17 protein-coding genes are annotated in these 20,734 nt (G+C 62.8%); 14 read left to right on the top strand and 3 right to left on the bottom strand.

Translation table 11 applies throughout. The features are described from left to right. Window positions 1-217 precede the first annotated feature (217 nt). The 7 genes from FF80_RS13115 to ftsA all read left to right on the top strand — a co-directional run bounded on the left by FF80_RS13115 (window position 218) and on the right by ftsA (window position 8,103). Window positions 218-1,378 (top strand): putative peptidoglycan glycosyltransferase FtsW, encoded by a 1,161-nt coding sequence (locus tag FF80_RS13115; protein ID WP_035101372.1) that lies wholly within the window; start codon window positions 218-220, stop codon window positions 1,376-1,378. Next, the gene (gene murG, locus FF80_RS13110; RefSeq protein ID WP_035101120.1) at window positions 1,375-2,490 is read left to right on the top strand and encodes an undecaprenyldiphospho-muramoylpentapeptide beta-N-acetylglucosaminyltransferase; all 1,116 of its coding nucleotides are present in this window, start codon (window positions 1,375-1,377) and stop codon (window positions 2,488-2,490) included. Before FF80_RS13115 ends, murG begins: the two co-directional genes overlap by 4 nt. After that, window positions 2,487-3,905 (top strand): UDP-N-acetylmuramate--L-alanine ligase, encoded by a 1,419-nt coding sequence (murC, locus tag FF80_RS13105; protein WP_035101115.1) that lies wholly within the window; start codon window positions 2,487-2,489, stop codon window positions 3,903-3,905. The genes murG and murC overlap by 4 nt, the downstream gene beginning before the upstream one ends. Beyond that, window positions 3,902-4,879, top strand: a complete 978-nt coding sequence (murB, locus tag FF80_RS13100) for a UDP-N-acetylmuramate dehydrogenase (RefSeq protein ID WP_035101112.1) — start codon at window positions 3,902-3,904, stop codon at window positions 4,877-4,879. Before murC ends, murB begins: the two co-directional genes overlap by 4 nt. A 121-nt stretch (window positions 4,880-5,000) precedes the next feature. Then, window positions 5,001-5,921 carry a D-alanine--D-alanine ligase gene (locus FF80_RS13095; RefSeq protein ID WP_035101109.1) on the top strand — a complete coding sequence of 307 codons (921 nt, stop codon included), beginning with the start codon at window positions 5,001-5,003 and terminating at the stop codon, window positions 5,919-5,921. Beyond that, the gene (locus tag FF80_RS13090) at window positions 5,909-6,793 is read left to right on the top strand and encodes an FtsQ-type POTRA domain-containing protein (protein WP_052153533.1); all 885 of its coding nucleotides are present in this window, start codon (window positions 5,909-5,911) and stop codon (window positions 6,791-6,793) included. Before FF80_RS13095 ends, FF80_RS13090 begins: the two co-directional genes overlap by 13 nt. Continuing rightward, window positions 6,790-8,103 (top strand): cell division protein FtsA, encoded by a 1,314-nt coding sequence (gene ftsA, locus FF80_RS13085; protein WP_081917427.1) that lies wholly within the window; start codon window positions 6,790-6,792, stop codon window positions 8,101-8,103. Before FF80_RS13090 ends, ftsA begins: the two co-directional genes overlap by 4 nt. Here ftsA and FF80_RS13080 read toward each other — a convergent pair. From FF80_RS13080 to FF80_RS13070, 3 genes are all read right to left on the bottom strand, one after another. Then, a complete protein-coding gene (locus FF80_RS13080; protein WP_152558375.1) occupies window positions 8,100-9,182 on the bottom strand; it encodes a transporter substrate-binding domain-containing protein in 1,083 nt (360 codons plus the stop codon). The genes ftsA and FF80_RS13080 overlap by 4 nt on opposite strands. Window positions 9,183-9,297: 115 nt before the next feature. Beyond that, on the bottom strand, window positions 9,298-10,101 hold the full coding sequence (locus FF80_RS13075) for a nucleotidyltransferase domain-containing protein (protein ID WP_035101106.1): 804 nt from the start codon (window positions 10,099-10,101) through the stop codon (window positions 9,298-9,300). Between the two features lie 56 nt (window positions 10,102-10,157). Then, window positions 10,158-10,619: a VOC family protein gene (locus FF80_RS13070; RefSeq protein WP_035101103.1), complete on the bottom strand. Its 462-nt coding sequence runs from the start codon at window positions 10,617-10,619 to the stop codon at window positions 10,158-10,160. Window positions 10,620-10,833: 214 nt separating this feature from the next. Between FF80_RS13070 and ftsZ the strand changes: the two genes are divergently transcribed. The 7 genes from ftsZ to FF80_RS13035 all read left to right on the top strand — a co-directional run bounded on the left by ftsZ (window position 10,834) and on the right by FF80_RS13035 (window position 20,562). Continuing rightward, entirely contained in the window at window positions 10,834-12,504 is a 1,671-nt protein-coding gene (gene ftsZ / locus FF80_RS13065; RefSeq protein ID WP_035101101.1) for a cell division protein FtsZ, read from the top strand. 112 nt (window positions 12,505-12,616) lie between these two features. Next, a complete protein-coding gene (gene lpxC / locus FF80_RS13060) occupies window positions 12,617-13,573 on the top strand; it encodes a UDP-3-O-acyl-N-acetylglucosamine deacetylase (RefSeq protein ID WP_052153531.1) in 957 nt (318 codons plus the stop codon). Between the two features lie 89 nt (window positions 13,574-13,662). Then, window positions 13,663-14,508, top strand: coding sequence for an outer membrane protein assembly factor BamD (locus FF80_RS13055; protein WP_160172836.1), 846 nt, complete (start codon window positions 13,663-13,665; stop codon window positions 14,506-14,508). A gap of 217 nt (window positions 14,509-14,725) precedes the next feature. Next, a complete protein-coding gene (gene recN / locus FF80_RS13050; RefSeq protein WP_035101098.1) occupies window positions 14,726-16,396 on the top strand; it encodes a DNA repair protein RecN in 1,671 nt (556 codons plus the stop codon). A gap of 159 nt (window positions 16,397-16,555) precedes the next feature. Further along, the gene (gene ligA, locus FF80_RS13045) at window positions 16,556-18,766 is read left to right on the top strand and encodes an NAD-dependent DNA ligase LigA (protein WP_035101096.1); all 2,211 of its coding nucleotides are present in this window, start codon (window positions 16,556-16,558) and stop codon (window positions 18,764-18,766) included. A 24-nt stretch (window positions 18,767-18,790) separates the two neighbouring features. Then, the gene (locus FF80_RS13040) at window positions 18,791-20,074 is read left to right on the top strand and encodes a hypothetical protein (protein ID WP_035101094.1); all 1,284 of its coding nucleotides are present in this window, start codon (window positions 18,791-18,793) and stop codon (window positions 20,072-20,074) included. A 20-nt stretch (window positions 20,075-20,094) separates the two neighbouring features. Beyond that, complete coding sequence (locus FF80_RS13035; protein ID WP_035101091.1) at window positions 20,095-20,562, top strand: DUF3828 domain-containing protein; 468 nt, start codon at window positions 20,095-20,097, stop codon at window positions 20,560-20,562. Window positions 20,563-20,734: the final 172 nt, after the last annotated feature.

Below are 20,734 nucleotides of genomic sequence, written 5' to 3'. Positions count from 1 at the left end.
ACATCGTCATTGCCCGGTTTATCCGGGCAATCCATCTTTCAGCGCGCGCTGACGCATGGATCACCCGGACAAGCCGGGTGATGACGATGGCAGAGATGCCGGTCCCATCATTCGATTCGCAAAACGCAAAAGCGGTGGGAAATCGGTAACCATCGGCGAGATACAATTCGACACGAATTTTATCTGTCAGGAGGCCGGCTGAACCGGCTCGCCCATGATGTTTTCCCGCGCAGAAAAGACCCCTTTGGCTGAATGGTGGTGGTCAATCGACCGCGAACTGCTCGGTGCGCTGATCCTGTTGATGACCTGCGGCATGGTCCTCAGCTTCGCCGCCAGCCCCCCGGTGGCCGAGCGCATCGGGCTGTCGCCGTGGTTCTTCATCATCCGTCATGCCCTGTTCTGCCTATTGGCTTTGCCGGTGCTGCTCGGCGCCTCGTTGATGAGCCATCGGCAGGCACGTATCGCAGCTTTGGTAACGCTGGTGGTCAGCCTCGTCCTGCTCTGGGCCACGCTGCGCTTCGGCACCGAGGTCAAAGGCGCGCGGCGCTGGATCTCATTTGCCGGCCAATCGGTGCAACCCTCCGAATTCGTCAAGCCGGCCTTTGCCGTGCTGGGCGCGTGGCTGTTCTCGGAATCCATGGTGCACAAGAATGTGCCCGGCAAGATGCTGGCCACGCTGATCATGCTGTCCATCGTTGTAGCCCTCCTGCTGCAGCCCGATATCGGGCAGACGGCGCTGGTGCTGGCGACCTGGGCGAGCCTGCTCTTCATCTCCGGCATTTCCTGGTGGATCATTGTCGGCCTTGCCGGTGCGTCCGGGGGGCTGCTGTTCGGGGCCTATCTGTTCTTCCCGCACTTTTCGCGCCGCATCGATACTTTCCTCAACCCCGAAGGCGGGGGCAATACCTACCAGATCGACCGTGCGCTGCAGTCGCTGCTCGAAGGCGGCTGGTTCGGCCGGGGGCCCGGTGAATCCATCGCCAAAAAGCTGATCCCCGACGCCCATGCCGACTATGTCTTCTCGGCCGCCGCTGGCGAGTTCGGTATCATCTTCTGCATGGTGCTGGTGTCGCTCATCGCCTTTATCGTCATTCGCGCCATGATGGGCGCGCAACGGCAGACGAGCCTGTTTGCGCGGCTGGCCTCGTCGACGCTGGCCATCCAGTTCGCCATGCAGTCGGGCATCAATCTGGCGGTGAATCTCAACCTCGTTCCGCCCAAGGGCATGACATTGCCATTCGTCAGCTATGGCGGTACGTCGATGATCGCGATTGCCTTCGGCATGGGGCTGATGCTGGCCCTCACACGCACCAAGCCCGAGGAGCGAATGGTCACAGGTCTGCCCGTCTACAAGAGCGCATTGGCACCAGCTGAATGAAGAAGTTCATCCTCATGGCGGGTGGCACGGGGGGGCATCTCTTCCCGGCCATGGCGCTGGCCCAGGAATTGACGCGGCGCGGGCATCTGGTCGAGCTGATGACCGATCATCGCGTGGAAAGCTATGGCTCGGACTTTCCCGCCACGCAGGTCCACATCGTGCCCTCGGCCACGCCCTCGCTCAGCAATCCGATCAAATTTGTCGCCGGTGGCCTCAAAATCCTGGGCGGCATTGCCGTTGCCATGGGCAAGCTGCGCAAAGCCAAGCCTGATGCCGTGATCGGCTTTGGCGGCTATCCCACCTTCCCGCCCTTCGTCGCGGCGAGCCTGTTGGGTGTTCCGGGCATCCTGCATGAGCAGAACGCGGTAATGGGCCGCGCCAATCGCGCGCTGGGCCGCTTTGCGGACGTGCTGGCCCTGAGCTTTGCCGAAACCAAATTCGCCGACACGCTCAAAATCGAAAAGCGCGTCACCGGCAATCCGGTGCGCGACCGCGTGCGGGTGCTGGCCGGCATGCCCTATCCGCCGCTTGAGGAAAACGGGCCGATCCAGTTTGTCGTTTTCGGCGGCAGCCAGGGCGCCAAGGCATTGTCCGACATCGTCCCGGCAGCCATTGCGCTCATCCCCGAACATATCCGCCAGCGCCTGCGCATCGTGCAGCAATGCCGTGCCGAGGACCTGGACCGGGTGGCCGAGGTCTACCGGCAGGCCAAGGTCAATGTCGAACTTGCCCCGTTCTTTGGCGACCTGCCGGAGCGGATCGCACGGAGCCATCTGGTCATCGGCCGCTCGGGCGCCTCGACCATTACCGAGCTTTGCGTCATCGGGCGCCCCTCGATCCTGGTGCCGCTGCCCGGTGCGCTTGATGCCGACCAGAAAAACAATGCCCTGGTCGTCGACACTGCCGGCGCCGGCTGGATTGCCGAGCAGGCCACGCTGTCGCCGCAATCGCTAGGCACTCGCCTCACCAACCTCATCACCGACCCGGCGACGCTCAACAAGGCCGCCGCCGCCGCCCGTGCGCTGGGCCAGCCCCGCGCCGTCGAGAAGCTGGCGGATATCGCCGAGACTCTCGCCGGGAAGGGCACTACGGAAATGGAACAAGTCTCATGAAAATGCCCCGCAATATCGGCCCGGTCCACTTTGTGGGGATCGGCGGCATCGGCATGAGCGGCATTGCCGAAATCCTGCACAATCAGGGCTATGTAGTGCAGGGCTCGGACGCCGCCGCCAATCCCAATGTGCAGCGCCTGCGCGACATGGGTATCCGCATCGAGATCGGCCAAAAGGCCGAAAATCTCGGGGAAGCGGCCGTGGTCGTCGTTTCGTCAGCCATCAAGAAAGACAATCCCGAACTGGTCGCTGCCCGCGCCCGCGCGCTGCCCGTGGTGCGCCGCGCCGAGATGCTGGCCGAGATCATGCGTTTCAAGAACGCCATCGCCATTGGCGGCACGCATGGCAAGACCACGACGACCACGCTGGTCGCGACCCTGCTCGATGCCGGCGATCTCGACCCCACCGTCATCAATGGCGGCATTATCAATGCCTATGGCACCAATGCGCGCCTGGGTGAGGGCGAGTGGATGGTGGTGGAGGCCGACGAGAGCGACGGCACTTTCGTCAAGCTGCCGGCCGATGTGGCCGTGGTCACCAATATCGATCCCGAACATCTCGATCATTATCGCGATTTCGAAGGCGTCAAGCAGGCCTTCCACCAGTTTGTCGAGAACGTTCCCTTCTACGGCTTTGCCGTGATGTGTCTCGACCATCCCGAAGTGCAGGCGCTGGTCGGCCAGGTCAAGGATCGCCGCGTCATCACCTATGGCCGCAATCCGCAGGCCGATGTGCGTCTGGTGGATCTTGAAACCATCGACGGCGTCAGCCATTTCGCCGTCGAAATCCGCGACCGTATCCGCCTCACCCAGTTGCGCATCGATGGGCTCGAATTGCCCATGCCGGGCGAACACAATGCGCTCAATGCCACCGCCGCTATCGCCGTGGCCGACCAGTTGCATGTTCCGGCCGAAGCCATCCGCAAGGGCCTCAAGAATTTTTCGGGCGTCAAGCGCCGCTTCACCCGCACCGGCGTGGTCGGCGGCATTACAATCATCGACGATTACGGCCACCACCCGGTGGAAATCTCTTCGGTGCTGCGCGCCGCCCGCCAATCGACAAGGCGTGACGTCATCGCCGTGGTGCAGCCGCACCGCTATAGCCGGTTGCATGATCTGTTCGACGATTTTTCCGCCTGCTTCAACGACGCCGATACCGTCATCGTCGCCCCGGTCTATGCCGCCGGCGAGCAGCCCATTGCTGGCGTGACCAATGACGAACTGGTCAACCGCATTCGCGCCCGGGGCCACCGCGATGCCCGTGTACTCGAGCGTCCCGAGGACCTGGCGGAACTGATCGCCGGCCGCGCCGAGGATGGCGACTATATCGTGTGCCTGGGCGCCGGCAATATCACCCAATGGGCCGCCGCCTTGCCGGGCGAATTGGCCACGCTTTTGGGAAAGGACGTGCAGTGAGCTATCCCGACCTCATTCCCCAGTTCCAGCCCTGGATTGCCGGGGTTCGCGGCCGGCTGGTTCCCAACCAGCTGCTGAGCGAAGTCACCTGGTTCCGCGTCGGCGGCCCGGCCCAGCTGTTCTTTACTCCGGCCGACGAGGAAGACCTCGCCTATTTCCTCAAGCACCTGCCCGCCGACATCCGCATGACCGTGATCGGGCTGGGCTCGAACCTGTTGATCCGTGATGGCGGCCTGGATGGGGTGGTCATCAAGCTCTCCGGCAGGGCCTTCGGGCAGGTCGAAATCCTGGACGACCACAAGATCCGCGTCGGCACCTCGCTGCCCGACGTCAAGGTTGCCACCGCCGCTGCCGAGGCCGGCATTGACGGGCTGACCTTTTATCGCGGCATTCCCGGCGGCATTGGTGGCGCGCTCTATATGAATGCGGGCTGCTACGGCACCGAAACGCGCGACCGCATGGTCGAGCTGCGCGCGGTGACGCGGCAGGGCGAGATCATCACCCTCACCAATGCCGATATGGGCTATCTCTACCGCAAGTCGAACGGCCCGCGCGGCGCGGTGTTCACCTCCGCCGTCTATCAGGGCTTTGCCGGTGAGCGCGAAGACATCCTTTCCCGCATGCGCGAGATCACCGAGAAGCGCGAAAGCTCACAACCCACCAAGGCCAAGACCGGCGGCTCCACCTTCAAGAATCCCGAAGGGCATTCGAGCTGGAAGCTGATCGACGCTGCCGGGGGCAGGGGCCTTACCGTCGGCGGCGCGCAGATGAGCGAATTGCACGCCAATTTCCTGCTCAATATCGACAATGCCAGTGCCCATGACATCGAAACCCTGGGCGAGACCGTGCGCAACAAGGTGCGGGCGCATTCGGGCATCGAGCTGAAATGGGAAATCCGCCGCATGGGCCATTTCGAGCCCGGCCGCGAGGTGCGAGAATTCCTCGATGGCGATGTTTTCACCGGGGCGGTGTGATGGCCGCTGGCCGCATCGCCAAAACCCAATACCCCTCTTCTCCCCTTGAGGGAGAAGATGTCCCGAAGGGGCGGATGAGGGGTCTCTTTCCTATGTTTTCTCAGGCCGATCGGACTTCCCCATGACCAAACACGTCGCCGTCCTGATGGGCGGATGGTCCAATGAACGCCAGGTGTCGCTGAGTTCGGGCACCGAATGCGCCGCTGCCCTGCGCCGCGCCGGCTATCGCGTCACCGAAGTCGATGTCGGCCGCGACATTGCCAATGTATTGGCTGATCTGAAGCCCGACGTGGCCTTCAATGCGCTGCATGGCCCGTTTGGCGAAAGCGGCATGATCCAGGGTTTTCTCGAGCTGATCCAGCTGCCCTATACCCATTCGGGCGTGCTGGCCTCGGCCTTGGCCATGGACAAGCACCAGGCCAAGATCGTGCTCAAGGCCGCGGGCCTGCCGGTCACCGACCATGTTGTCGTGCCGCGGGCCGACGCGGCACGCAGCCACGTCATGGCGACGCCCTATGTCATCAAGCCGATTGCCGATGGCTCGAGCTTTGGCGTCCACATCGTCAAGCAGGGCGCCAATCGGCCGCCGCAGGACATCCTGGGCGAAGACTGGAATTCGGGCGAAGAGGTGATGGTGGAACGCTACATTCCCGGGCGCGAACTGACCTGCGCGGTGATGGGCGATGTGGCTTTGGGGGTGACCGAGATCGTCACCGAGCTGAGCTTCTACAATTACGAGGCCAAATACGCCAAAGGCGGTTCGGTCCACATTATTCCGGCACAGCTGAAACCGAAAATTTACGACAAAGTGCAAAAGCTAAGCCTTGCCGCGCATGCGGCCTTTGGCTGCCGGGGCGTGTCGCGGACGGACTTCCGCTACAATGACGCGGTGGGCGAAGATGGCGAACTGGTCTGTCTCGAAATCAATACCCAGCCGGGCATGACCGAGACGTCCCTGGTGCCCGAGCAGGCCAAATATGCCGGGCATTCCTTCGAAGATCTTGTCTCCTGGATGGTGGAGGACGCGAGTTGCAACAGGTAAAAAGCGAGGCATTTCTCGCTGGCGCGCGGATCGTAAATCCCCGTGCATTGCCTGTTCCTGTCCGCTCTCCGCGGCGCAAGCTCATCAACAATTTCGGCCGCGCCTGGGTGCTGCACCGCAAAGCCATTGTGCGCACCTGCTCGGCCATTGCTCTGCTGGCCGTGATCGGCGTCATCTATCAGATCCGCGAACCGCTGGGCATGGGTGTCTCCGCGCTGGGCGGCATTGCGCAGGGCGAATTCGCCGATGCTGGTTTTGCCATCGGTGAAATCTCCATCACCGGCCAGTCGCTGACCAGCGAGCAGGACATTTTCGACGCCCTGGGCGTGCAGCCCAAAACCTCCACCGTCAGCTTCGATGTCGAAGCGGCCCGCCAGCGCATTGCCGAGCTCCCTTCGGTCGAGACCGTCAATGTGCGCAAGAATTATCCCGGCGATGTGCTGGTCACCATCACCGAAAAGACCCCCATTGCCCGCTGGCGCGTCGATGGCGTGACCTTTGTGGTCGACGGGCAGGGCGAACAGATCGGCGAGGACCGGGGCGCCTATGGCGACCTGCCGCTGGTGATTGGCGATGGCGCTGCCGACGACGCTTTGGTGATGATCCGCGCGCTCGATCAATTTCCCGGCCTCAAGAATGGCCTATTGGCCCTCTCCCGCATCGCCGACCGCCGCTGGGACATGATTTATGATACGGGCCTGCGTGTGCAATTGCCGGAGCTGGGTGTTGCCCAGGCGCTGCGCAAGCTCGCCATGTACGAAACCGATTACCGATTGCTCGACCGCGATATCACCGTGATCGACCTGCGCGTCGACAATCTCGTCGCCCTCCGCCCGACCACACCTGCCGTAGAAGAAACCAAGAAGCGATGATGACCGACGCCATGACCTCCCGGCTGCGGCCCGTTCAACCAGGCAAGACCACGCTGGTCGCGGTGCTCGATATCGGGTCGACCAAGATTTGCTGTGTCATCGCCCGGCTCACCCCGCGCGCCGAGGGCAAGGCTTTGCGCGGCCGCTCGCATCAGGTCGAGGTCATCGGCTTTGGCTATGGCCCCTCCAGCGGGGTCAAGAGCGGCGTTGTCACCGATATCGAAAAGGCCGAGCACGCCATCCGCTCCGTTGTCGGCATGGCCGAACGCGCCGCGGGCCTGACGCTCGAAAGCGTCATCGTCAATGTCACCGCTGGCCGGCTGGGCTCGGAGACCTTCTCTGCCGCCGTGTCGCTGGATGGTCTGGAAGTCGAAAAGGCCGACATTCACCGCGTGCTGCGCGCCGTCAATGAACGCTCGGTCCGTCCCGAGCGATCGATCATCCACGCGTTACCCATCGGTTACGCATTGGATGGCCAGAAGGGCATTCGCGATCCCAAGGGCATGGTGGGCGAAAAGCTGGGCGTCGATGTCGCCGTGGTCAGCTCCGAAACCCTGGCCATGCGCAATCTCGAGCTGGTGCTGCATCGCTGCCACCTGCAGATCGAAGCCCTGATCGCCACCCCCTATGCCTCGGGCCTTGCCACCCTGGTCGATGACGAAGCCCAGCTCGGCGTTGCCTGCGTCGATTTCGGCGGCGCGACCACCACCGTTTCTGTCTTCAACGACGGCCATCTGATCTATGCCGACGCCATCGCCATTGGCGGCCATCATTTGACCCTTGATATCGCCCGCCAGCTTTCGGTCAGCGTCGCCGATGCCGAGCGCCTCAAGACCTTCTACGGCTCGGTGCTGCCCGGCCAGGCCGATGAGCGCGACATGATCGCGATCCAGCCCGTGGGCGCCACGCACGACGAAGCGCCGGGGCAGGTGGCCCGTTCGGTGCTGACCCGCATCATGCGCCCGCGCATCGAGGAAATCCTCACCGCCATCCGTGACCGCATGCAGGCCACCGGCATGATGGATGTCTGCGGCCGCCGCTTCGTGCTGACCGGCGGTGCCAGCGAAATGACCGGCCTGCCCGAAGTTGCCCGCCGCATCCTCGCGCGTAACGTGCGCAATGGCCGCCCCATGGGCATTGCCGGCCTGCCCGAAATGGCCAAGGGCGCCGCCTTCGCCACCGTCGCCGGCATGCTGGTCTATCCCCAGGTCTGCTCCCAGGAATATGCCGAACCCCGCGGCAGCCGCAAACTCACCGGCACCGACGGCTATTTCGCCCGCGTGGGAAACTGGCTCAGAACCAGTTTTTAGGGCAGGTCGCCAAAATAGCGTTCGCGGATTTCGGCGATGCCGCCGCTCTCGGCTGCGCCGATCACTTCCACCGTCAGCGGACGGCTGAGTGGGCTGCCATGGGGCAGGCCGAAGGCGTATTTGTCGGGCTCGAAGATGGCGCCGACGACGGCGACCGGTACCGACGGATTGCTGTAGGTGTAGAACTCCAATACGGGCGCATCGGCCACGACGGCGAGGACGCGTCCCTTGACCAGGGCATCGACCGCTTCGTCGATATGGGCGAAGGAACGGGCATCGAAACCGGCATCGGCGGCATAGCGTTCGGCCACCGTGCCGCTGAACACGGCGACCGGCCGGCCCGGCAGATCGGCAACGCTGTTGACCTGGTTGGTCAGCGTCAGGGCCGTCATGACGCTGGTGACCGAGGACGTGACATAGGCGAGCACCGCGACGCCGCAGACCAGCCACAGCCCCTGCCAGACACGGCCTATCCAGCCGAAGAGGTTCTTGCGGGATGGTGGCTTTCCGGTCGTCGCCACCGACATCACCGTATAGAAGCTCTCGGCAATGCCGTCGTGCCAGGGCTCGGGGAAGTTTCTGTCAAAGCGGCGGTCAAAGAGGGTCAGCAGCACAGTTGCCACCAGGATAATGCCGATGATCCAGGCATAGGCGGTCAAGTGTCCGGAGGCCTGCAGTCCGGCCAGGATGTCCCAGAAACTGGAGCTGCGATTTTCCTCTACCATCACCCGCAGCCCGGCATCGAACCAGGGATGGGTGAAATCGAGCACCTCGACCCGATCACGGGTCACGGTGAGGTTGGTCACCGCGGCATCGACAGTTCCGTTGGCGGTGGCCTCGATCAGATCGGCAATCGTGTCCAGCTCGACATAGGTGGAATCCAGGCCAAGGGGTTCGGTGACATGCTCCCAGAGGTCGATGGCCATGCCGGTGAACCGGTCATCCTGTTTCATCACGAAGGGTGGACTGACATAGACGCCGACGGTCAGCGGCGCCGATTCAGCGCCGGCGCTGCTATCCACCTGCTGCGCCTGGCCGGCCGTAGCTGCGAAAAGGCCCAGCACAAGCCCGATCGCCATCACTGGGTGTCGTCCCGGTTTCATCCCGATGGTCTCCCCATATCATTCGCGTGGCACACTATTTTTTATGCCAGAGGCGAATGATGCAACCGGGGGCAGGCGTTTTTCCAAGTGACTACCAAGCCCGCCCGGCCTCATCCCCCAGCGTCGCGGCCAACCGCTTGCGCGTCGCCGCTTCAAACGCCTCCGGCCACGCGATATCCAGCCGCTTGGCCATCGCCCGGGCCCGCGGCATGAACTCCCGCGCAATGGCGTAATTGGCCGCGATCACCGCATCACGCTCCGGCCTGGGATAGGGCAGGGACTTGAGCAGGGCCATGTCCTCGGCCGAAAGCAGCGTCGATTGATGCAGGATGCCGCCCGGGTCGGGATTGGTCACGTCCTGCATCAGCAATGTCGTCAGATGGTCGCGCATCATGCTGACGCCCAGCACCATGGTTACATATTCACCCCTTCCTGCGCCGACGGGCATCAGCCCCAGCATGCGAATGAATTCATGGATGAGATAGTTGACCGTGCCCTTGTCCGGCTGCCTGAGCGGCAGCGCATCGGGCAGGCCGTCATAGCGCCCGTCGCGGTCGACCAGCGGCTTGACCGTGTTCTTGGCCCGCCGGCCGAAATTGTCGGGCGCCACGATACTCATGTCGCAGCGCAGCCATTCTTCGGACACCGCATTGAGCAGCAGGCCGCCGCGTGGCAATTCCTGCCAGAACACGATCGGGGTGATCGCATCCAGCGTCTGCCGCCAATCGGCAGCAACAGTCGCATGGTGTTCCGGCTCGACCAGCGCGACCAGATCGACATCGCTCCAGGCGTCCGCCGTTCCCCTTCCATAGCTGCCGGCCAGAAAGAGCCCACGAATGGCCTCCTTGCCTGTCATTGCTTCCTTAACAGCCGCGATCAGCTCGTGCTGGTCCATTGTCCTCTCCCCGTTTGCGGCAAAGGACCATATCGCGACAGCAGAGGCAATTCGGTCTATGCGCCCGCATAGGCCTTCTGCAGGTCGGCAACGATCAGCTTGCCCATCTTGAGCATGGCCTGCATCGCCCGCTGCGAGCCGGCCGGGTCCTTGCCCAGGACGGTCTCATAGATCTGCTTGGGCACGACCTGCCAGGACAGGCCGAACTTGTCCTTGCACCAGCCGCACTGGCTCTCCGCGCCGCCATCGGCGGTCAGGCGATCCCAGAAATAGTCGACCTCGTCCTGCCCATCGACATTGATCATGAACGAGACGGCTTCGGTGAATTTGAACTGCGGGCCGCCATTGAGCAGCATGAATTTGTACCCCTCCAGCTCGATCACGGCGGTGAAGGCGGGGCCATTGGGGTCCTGGTGGGTCACCTCGTGCACCTTGGCCGATTTGAAGGTGCTGGTGTAAAATTCGATAGCTTCATCAATGCGATTATCAAACCACAGGCAGGGCATGATGTCGGTCATTTGCAGTCTCCTCATTGCATAACCGTTATGTTATAGATCTGATTGGTTATGTGTGTCAACCGGCCGCCGGGCCGGCGTGGTTAACAACTCTGCAATGGCGGAATGGTTGGTGTCGCATTTTGCGATCACGTTAACACCGGTGAGACAATTGTTAGGACGCGGTTAACGAATTGGGGGGTAAACCTTAACCAATCAAGCCACTATGAGGCCATCCATGACCATCAACCTCACCATCCCGGATATTCAGGAACTCAAGCCCCGCATCACCGTATTCGGTGTTGGCGGTGGTGGCGGCAACGCCGTCAACAACATGATCGAGTCCGGTCTTGATGGCGTGGATTTCGTCGTCGCCAATACCGATGCTCAAGCCCTGGCCCTGTCCAAGGCGCAGCGCATCATCCAGCTCGGCGTCGGTGTCACCGAGGGCCTGGGCGCCGGTTCGCACCCCGAAGTGGGTCGCGCTGCAGCCGAAGAGAGCTGGGACGAGATCAACGACCACCTTTCCGGCTCTCATATGGTGTTCATCACCTGCGGCATGGGCGGTGGTACGGGTACTGGCGCTGCGCCCGTTGTGGCTCGGGCTGCGCGCGAGCAAGGCATTCTGACGGTTGGTGTCGTCACCAAGCCCTTCAACTTCGAGGGCAACCGTCGCACGCGTCTGGCCGATGATGGCATTGATGAGCTGCATCGCCATGTCGATACGCTGATCGTTATTCCCAACCAGAACCTGTTCCGCGTTGCCAACGAGAAGACCACCTTCGCCGACGCTTTCGCGATGGCCGACCAGGTGCTGTTCTCCGGTGTTGCCTGCATCACCGATCTGATGGTCAAGGAAGGCCTGATCAACCTCGACTTTGCCGACGTGCGTGCCGTGATGCGTGGCATGGGCAAGGCGATGATGGGGACTGGCGAAGCCTCGGGCGAAGATCGTGCCCGCCACGCCGCGGAAGCTGCCATTGCCAATCCGCTGCTCGATGACGTGTCGATGCAGGGTGCGCGCGGTCTGCTGATTTCCATTACCGGCGGTCCTGACCTGACGCTTTATGAAGTCGACGAAGCGGCCAGCCGCGTCCGCGAGGAAGTCGATGTGGATTGCAATATCATCCTGGGCGCTACCTTCGATCCGAACCTCACCGGCACGATCCGTGTTGCCGTTGTGGCCACCGGCACCGACGCGACCATGGTGCAGGCTTTAGAGCCGGCCAAGTCGCATGCTTCGCGCACCCCGCTCGAAGTGCGCCGCCATGTCCCGGTTGAGCCGACCCGTGTCGCCGCCGAACGCGCTGCTGTTGCGACCCCTGCGCCGACGACCAGCGAGGCTATCGAGCATCAGGTCGAGGCGGCCGTCGCCGAAGCCATCACGTTCGACAATCCCACGCCGAGCCATGGCCATGAAGACGATGGCGTTTTCGTTGAGCCCTATATTCCGGCCGCCGACTCGATCCATGATGCGGATGAGCCTGCCATGGTGCAGGACGAGCCCGTGCCCAGTGTTTATGTGCCTTCTCACGCTGCCCGTCCCGATGGCCAGCGCCGCATGCCGCGCACTGAAGAGCTGCCGGTTGTTGCGCGCCGGACACAGCAGGAGCAGGAACGTCCTGACACCGAGCCGCGCAATGCCCGTGCACTGTTCAAGCGCCTGGCCTCCAATGTCGGGCTCAATCTGGGCCAGTCCCAGCCGGTAGAACGTGACGAAACTGCCTATTCCAGCGCCGATGATGCGGCTGCCCGCAGCGCGATTGAGGCCGGTCCGGCAAGGACTTCGCGGGTTTCCCCGCCGGCCGAAGGGGCCCAGGGGCGTCTTGACCTGCATGGCCGCCAACCGGCCCCGGCGCCACAGAAAGAACACCTTGAAATTCCAGCATTCCTCCGAAAGCACGGTTAACACTCCGCTTACGGACTCGTGAAACGTGACTCGGTGCGGCTTCCGCACCGAGTTTTTTTTGGATAATAGAGTAGCCAGTCGTCCCAGGGCTTGGGTCGGAGTAACTTCAAGCATGTCAAAACTAACCACGCGCCAGCGTACCCTAGCGGCGCCGATCTCGTTCGCGGGCTATGGTGTTCATAGCGCGCAACCCGTTACCCTCACGCTCGGCCCGGCCGCGCCCGATAGCGGTCTGCTGATCTGCCGCGAACTGGGCGAAGGCCGCACGACACGGCCTGTTCTCGTGCATTTCGCGCGTATTTCGCGCACCACCCTGTGCACTACGCTCGATCTGGGCGACAGCATGAGCGTCGCCACGATCGAGCATGTGACCTCCGCCCTGTCGGGCATGGGCGTCGACAATGCGCTGATCACGCTCGATGGCGGGGAATGCCCGATTCTGGATGGCAGCGCGCGCCCGTTTGCCGATGCCATCCTGCAGGTGGGCCTCGAAATCCAGCCGGCGCAGCGCAAGTTCCTCAAGATCATGCGCGCCGTTACCGTGCGCAACAATGACGCGTTCGCCGCGCTCGAGCCCTATAATGGCCGCTCGTTCGATCTCGAGATCGATTTCGACTCCAAGGTCATCGGCCGCCAGCGGATGATCTTCGATTGGACGCCGCGCCGCTATTACGAAGACATTTCGCGCGCCCGCACCTTTGGCTTCGTGCGGGATGCCAAGATCCTGCGCCAGGCCGGCTACGCCCTGGGTTCCAGCCTCGACAATTCCATCACGCTGCACGAAGACCGTATCCTCAATCCGGGCGGCTTGCGCTACGAAGACGAATTCGTGCGCCACAAGCTGCTCGACGCTATCGGGGACCTGTCGCTGGGTGGCCTGCCCATCTGGGGCCGGTTCCGCTCCTATAAAGGCGGTCACGCTCTTAACGCACATGTGTTGACGGGGCTGTTTTCCAGCGAAGCCAATTATGAAATCGTCAGTGCGGAAGATTTGCCGCTCGAATTCGAGGCTTTCGACGATCAGCCTGATGGGTTAGAGATCAATCACTACTTGCGGTCCGTGCGCTGACCCGGTGGGGTCAGTTGCAGCGCCACAGTTTTGAACCATTTGCTAACTACGCCGCACATAGCGGTTTCCTGATAGAGACGGGGCAGTTCGTGACAGTTGATGCTATTGGTGGTTTCACCAGCCGGGCCGCCCGGTTCTTGACACTTGGCTTTCTGGTCCTGGTGCTCGCCGGCTGCTCGGGCATGAACCTGTTTGGGCCGCCCAAGGCCCGGGAAGAGCCGATCATTCCGGCCGAGGCGCTGTATCAGCAGGCGCTCGATAACATGGATCAGCAGCGCTATGTCACGGCCATCGGGCATCTCGAAAAGCTAGAGCGTCAGCACCCCACCTCGGCTCTGAGCGAAAAAGCCAAGCTGATGGTGGTCTACGCGAACTACCGAATCGGCCGGTTCTCCGAAGCCATCCTTGCCGCTGACCGTTTCCTCGCCATTTATCCGAACGGCAAGGACGTGGCCTATGTGCTCTATCTCAAGGGCAATTCCTATTTCGGCCAGATCAAGGACATTACCCGCGACCAGCAATTGTCGCGTGACGCCATCGACACCTACAACCTGATCATCTCGAACTATCCCAAGTCCGAATATGCCCAGGATGCCAAGGAAAAGCTGCTGGTGGCCTTTGACCAGCTCGCTGGCAAGGAAATGTCGGTTGGCCGCTATTATCTGGGCAATGGTCAATATCTGGCCGGCATCAACCGCTTCCGTACGGTTGTCGAGCAATACCAGACCTCGACACATATCGAGGAAGCGCTGTATCGCCTGACCGAGGGCTATCTGCTGCTCGGCCTGGTCAACGAGGCCAAGACTGCCGCCGCCGTGCTGGGCCACAATTATCCGTCCAGCACCTGGTATCAGCAGGCCTTCGCATTGCTGGGCAAGCAGGGCCTGGCGCCCGAGATGAACACTGGTAGCTGGCTGGCCGCTGTCCGCCGCTAATAATAAATGTTGCTATTTTGTTCCAAGGCGCGCTAGCTTGCTGGCGCGCCTTCTTCTATTGTAGAAATCGGGGCAAAAGTTGAAGTAGACCTCATCCCGAGCTTGTTGAGGGACGCGGTCGTGCTACCAGAGTCCGTGGTTCGACGGGCTCATCATGGGGGCACTTGGTGAAGCTGTTGCCGCTCGATGTTCTGGCGTCTTAGGGACTAGTCCGCGCATGCTGAACGCGCTTTCGGTTCGCAACATCGTCCTGATCGATCAGCTCGATCTCGCGCTGGATGGCGGCATGACCGTGCTGACGGGTGAGACCGGCGCCGGCAAATCCATTTTGCTCGATTCACTGACGCTGGCTTTGGGCGGGCGGGGCGACGCTTCGCTGGTGCGCACTGGCTGCGACAGCGGGCAGGTGGTGGCCGTGCTGCAATTGGCGCAGGACCATCCCGCGCGCGCCGCCCTGCGCGACAATGCCATTCCCGATGACGAAGACATCATCCTGCGCCGCGTGCAGTTCGCCGATGGCCGCACCCGCGCCTTCATCAATGACCAGCCGGTTTCTGCCGCGCTGCTGCAGCGCGTCGGCAGCCAGATCGTTGAAATCCACGGCCAGCACGATGATCGCGCGCTGGTGGATGTCGCGACCCATCGCGCGGCTCTGGACGCCTTTGGCGAGCTGGAAAGGCCCGTAGCCGCCGTCCGTGACGCCTGGCAGGCGCTGACCGAGGCGCAGGAAGCCGTCGCCGAGCAGAAGGCTTTGGTGGCCGAAGCGCTCGCCGCCGAGGAATATGCCCGCCACACCGTCGAGGAATTGAGCAAGCTCAGGCTGGTGCCCGGCGAAGAAGATGAATTGGCCGATCGCCGCCAGCAATTGCAGCAGGCCGAGAAATCGGCTGCCGATGTCACCGAGACCGATGAAATCCTCAACGGGCCCTCGGCGCCAGCGCCGGCGCTTGCCGCCCTGATGCGCCGCCTCCTGCGCAAGATCGATAGCGGCGGCACCCAGTTCCAGCCCATCGTGGACGCGCTCGACCAATCCCTGATCGCCCTGGACCGCACCAGCGAAGCGCTCGAAGAGCTCAAGCGCGAAATGGCCTATGACCCGGGCGAGTTGGAAGCCGTCGAGGAGCGCCTGTTCTCCCTGCGCGCGGCTGCCCGCAAGCACCAGACGACGCCCGAAGGGCTGATCGAGGTTCTGACCAAATACACGGCCGACCTCGAAACCCTGCAGAATGGCGAAACCAAGCTGGTGGCGCTGACTGCAGCCGAGGCCAAGGCGATGGAAATCTATCGCAAAGCCGCCGAAACGCTCAGCACAGGCCGCGCCAAGGCCGCCATCGCGCTCGGCAAGGCCGTGGGCGCCGAATTGCCCGACCTCAAGCTGGGTTCGGCCAAGTTCATCGTTGATCATCAGGTCGACAAGCACCGCATTGCCGCCGCTGGCTTCGACCAGATCGCCTTCCACGTGCAGACCAATCCCGGCACTGCCGCCGGCCCCTTGCTCAAGGTGGCCTCGGGCGGCGAACTCAGCCGGTTCCTCTTGGCCCTCAAAGTGGTGCTGGCTGATCGCGGTTCGGCCCCCGTGCTGATCTTTGACGAAATCGACACCGGCGTCGGTGGTGCCGTCGCCGACGCCATCGGCCGGCGCCTGGCGCGGCTTGCCGGCAAGGTGCAGGTGCTCGCCGTCACCCACGCCCCCCAGGTTGCCGCCCGCGCCCAGCGCCATCTCCTGATCGAAAAGCAGGCGGTGGAGGAGGGCGCCTTCGTGCGCACCCATGTCAAGCCGCTCGACATCACCGCCCGCAAGGAAGAAGTCGCCCGCATGCTGGCCGGCGCCAGCATAACCGACGAAGCCCGCGCCGCCGCCAGCAAGCTATTGAGCGAAGTGGGGTAGGTCTCCCCCTAACCGTGTGGCGCGACTGTCTCACCACGCGGGCAAGATTTTCAGTAGACCTCATCCTGAGCTTGTCGAAGGACGAGGTCGTGGCACAGTGTTCCCGACCACATGGTTCGACAAGCTCACCATGAGGTCTCCGAGTTTTCCGAGGCATAATTGACCGACCTATCCAACAAACCCGTCGACGAACTCACCGAGCCGGAAGCCGATGCCGAGCTGGCGCGCCTCGCCAGGGCCATCGCCGAAGCCGATATCGCCTATCACCAGAATGACGCGCCCGAGATCACCGACGCGGATTATGACGCCATGCGCCGCCGCAATGACGCCATCGAGGAAGCCTTCCCCCATCTGGTGCGCGAGGACAGCCCCTCGCTCTCGGTCGGCGCGCCGCCGGCCGAGGGCTTTGCCAAGGTGCGCCATGCCGTGCCGATGCTGAGTCTGGCCAAAGCCTATACCGACGAGGACGTGGTCGATTTCATCACCCGCGGCAGACGCTTCTTCGAGCGCGACAAGGATCTCGACATCGCCTTCACCGCCGAACCCAAGATCGACGGGCTCTCGGCCTCGCTGCTCTACGAAAACGGCGTCTTCGTGCGCGGCGCCACGCGCGGCGACGGGGCGGTGGGCGAGGACATCACGGCAAACCTGCGTACCATCAAGGACATTCCCGAAAAGCTCAAAGGCTCGGGCTGGCCGGCCAGCATCGAAATCCGCGGCGAAGTCTATATGACCTATGCCGAGTTCCAGGCGCTCAAGGCCCGCTCGGCCGCGTCCGGCGGGCAGGATTATGTCAATCCGCGCAACACCGCCGCCGGCTCGCTGCGCCAGAAGGATGCCTCGGTCACCGCCAGCCGCAATCTCAAATTCTTCGCCTATGCCTGGGGCGCCACCACCGAGGACCCGGCTCCCACCCAATATGATGCGGTGCAGAAATTTGCCGAATGGGGTTTCCAGGTGACCCCGCTGATGGTGCGCGCCAGATCTGTGGACGAACTCATCGCGCAATACCGGCTGATCGAGGAACAGCGCTCCTCGCTCGGCTACGATATCGACGGCGTCGTCTACAAGGTGGACCAGCTCGAATTGCAGCGCCGCTGGGGCTTCGTCACCGGCGAGCCGCGCTGGGCGGTGGCGCATAAATTCCCGGCCGAACAGGCCAGCACCGTGGTCAAACGCATCGATATCCAGGTCGGCCGCACTGGCACCCTGGCCCCGGTGGCGCGGCTTGAGCCGGTCACGGTGGGTGGCGTGGTGGTGGAAAATGTCACGCTGCACAATGAGGACTATATCAAGGGCTTTGACAGCAACGGAATGCCGATCCGCGAGGGCGTGGATATCCGCATCGGCGATACGGTGGTCATTCAGCGCGCCGGCGATGTCATTCCTCAGATCGTCCGCGTGGTGCTGGAAAAGCGCCCGTCGGACGCCGTGCCCTACGAATTCCCGCATGAATGCCCGGTCTGCGGCTCGCCCGCCACGCGCGAGATCAACGAAAAGACCGGCAAGGAAGATTCCCGCCGCCGCTGCACCGGCGAATTGATCTGCCCCGCCCAGGCGGTGGAAGGCCTGCGCCATTTCGTGTCGCGCGGCGCGCTCGATATCGAGGGGCTGGGCGCCGAGAATATCGAGCTGTTCTTTTCCAAGGGCCTGGTGCGGACGGCGGCCGATATCTTCACGCTGCATGAGCGCCGCCCCGCCGTGCAGCAGGCTTTGGCCGAGCGGCGCGAGGAACAGGCCAGGCTGCGCGAAGCCGCCTCGGGCAAGACGCGCAAGAATGTCCGCAGCGTCGAGGACCGCAATTTTGAAGGCCTCGACAAGCTGTTCAAGGCCATCGACGACCGCCGCGAGCCAGAGCTTGACCGGTTCATCTTCGCCCTGGGCATCCGCCATATCGGGGAGACCACCGCAGCGGTGCTGGCCCGCACCTTCTCGACGATGGAAGAGCTGATCCGGGTCGGCAAGGAAACCGCCGGAGCGGAAGACCCCAAGGCCGTCTTCCCGTCCGTCGACGGCATTGGCGGCACGGTGATCGAGGCGCTGACGGATTTCTTCGGCAATGAGCGCAATGACGATGTACTCGACCGGCTGCTGGAGCAGGTTCACCCCAAGCCCTATATCGTCAACGTTTCAGCCGACAGTGTGGTGGCCGGAAAAACAGTCGTCTTCACCGGTTCGCTCGAAAAAATGTCACGATCGGAAGCCAAGGCTATGGCCGAACGGTTGGGCGCCAAGGTTGCCGGCTCGGTATCGGCGCAAACCGATATCCTGGTGGCCGGTCCCGGCGCCGGCTCCAAGCTGAAAAAGGCCGAGGAGCTGGGCGTCGAGGTGATCAGCGAAGATGCGTGGTTCGAGCGGGTCGGCAAATAGCGCGGCTCATCGAAGGGAGAGACGATGAAGCGCAATATTCTGGCGGCGGCGGCACTTCTGGCTCTGGCTGTTCCGGCCATGGCGGGGGAGGCGGGCGATGCGCTGATCGAGCATCTCTATGCCGGCACGGCGGCCGAAGGTCTCGCCGACGCGGGCCGTGCCTGCGACGCCCCGGACCAGGAGGGGTGCTTCGCCCTTGGCTTGCTGAAATTCGTCACGGCTTATGAAGGTCTGGCGCAGGATCTCTATCGGTATGGCGCGACCACGCCCGGCACCTCTCCCGCGGCCATGCTGCTCGGGTTGAATATGGGGGTCGAAAGCATCCCGGCCAATCCCAACCCCGAACCGCTGACCTATGAGGGGCTGCGCACCGTCCTTGGCGATTTCCTGGATGATCTCGATCGAGCGCGCACTGGTTTTGACCTTGCCAGCATCGAGGGTGACTATGTCATCGCCATCGATCCATTCAAGGTGCGGATCGATTTCAACGGCGACGGACAAGCCGGCGAGGGTGAGACGCTCGGTGCGCTGATCGGCTCGATGGGCGAATTCACCGATATTCCTGCTCCGGATGGCCCGCCGCCCGGCGGCAAGACCAAGGGGGATACGCCGGCACCGGTCGATACCACGATCGGGTTCGATCGCGCCGACGCCATCTGGTTCGCCGGCTATTCACAGGTCGTGGCGGCGCCGGTGGATTTGCTGCTTGCCCATGATTTCTCGGACTTCTTTAACGCCTACCTGCATCGCGCCTTCCCCAAATCCGGCCTGCCCATGCAGGACTATTCGAGCGGCGGCATGCTGTTCATGGACCCGGAGAGCGATACCGGCATTGCCGATATCATCGCCGCCATCCACACGATGAATTTCCCGGTCCTCGACACCGCCCGCCTGGCCGGCGTGCTGACCCGCCTCAAGTCGATCACCGCATTGTCCCGCCAGAACTGGGAAGCCATCCTGGCCGAGACCGACGACAACCGTGAGCTGGTGCCCTCGCCAAGCCAGACCTCGCTGCTGCCGGACACGCCTGTCACCCAGGAAACCGTCGATGCCTGGATGGCAACGCTCGATACGGTCGATGAAGTGCTCGATGGCAAGCTGCTGGTGCCGCATTGGCGCTTCAAGCAGGGCTTTGATCTCAAGGCCTATTTCGAAACCGCCACGCGCACCGACATCGTCATGCTGATCACCGGCTCCGGTGCCCTGCCTTATCTCAAGGACGGGCCCATTGCCGATGGCGCCAGCTTTGCCGAGGCCAATCGGGTCTTCGGCACCAATTGGCTCAATTACGCCTTCTGGTTCAACTGAGCCTAATTGTGGAGACCATCATGCGCCTCGTCCCCCTGGCCGCGAGCCTGTTCCTTGCCCTGACGGGCCTGGCCAATGCCCAGGCCTATGATACGCCGCAGGATCTGCTCGAGGCTTTCTACGAGCCCTATGTCTCGGGCGAATTCTACGAGGACGAGAGCCCGTTCCGCTCCGCCGCCCTGCAGGCGCTCTACGATGCCGATGCGGATTCCACCCCGGCGGGCGAAATGGGCGCGTTGAGCTTTGATCCCTATATCGACGGGCAGGATTACGAATTGACCGATTTCGTCATCGGCGAGCCGCAGATCGATGGCGACACGGCCATTGTCGATGTCGATTTCCGTAATTTCGGCGCGGCACGCCACCTGACCTATGACCTGGTCTTCGAAGACGGCGGCTGGCGGATCGATGACGTGGTCTCCACCAATCCGGAAAACCAATATCGCCTCAGCGAAATCTTCGCCGGCGCCGCTAGCATCGCTAATTAGCTGGCGACAATAGAAGACCTCATGGTGAGCTCGCCTCCCCACCGCATCTCCCTCGGGCTTGACCCGAGGGCCACTCGCCGCAAGCCAGGCGCCCGGGTGGAACCCCGGTAGGCCCTCGGGTCAAGCCCGAGGGAGAAAGCGGTGGTTATGCAGTGATTTTGTGCCAATCCAC

It is taken from the genome of Devosia sp. LC5, from assembly GCF_000735585.1.
Taxonomy (GTDB): Bacteria; Pseudomonadota; Alphaproteobacteria; order Rhizobiales; family Devosiaceae; genus Devosia.
This window is presented reverse-complemented; position numbering and strand designations above follow the sequence as displayed.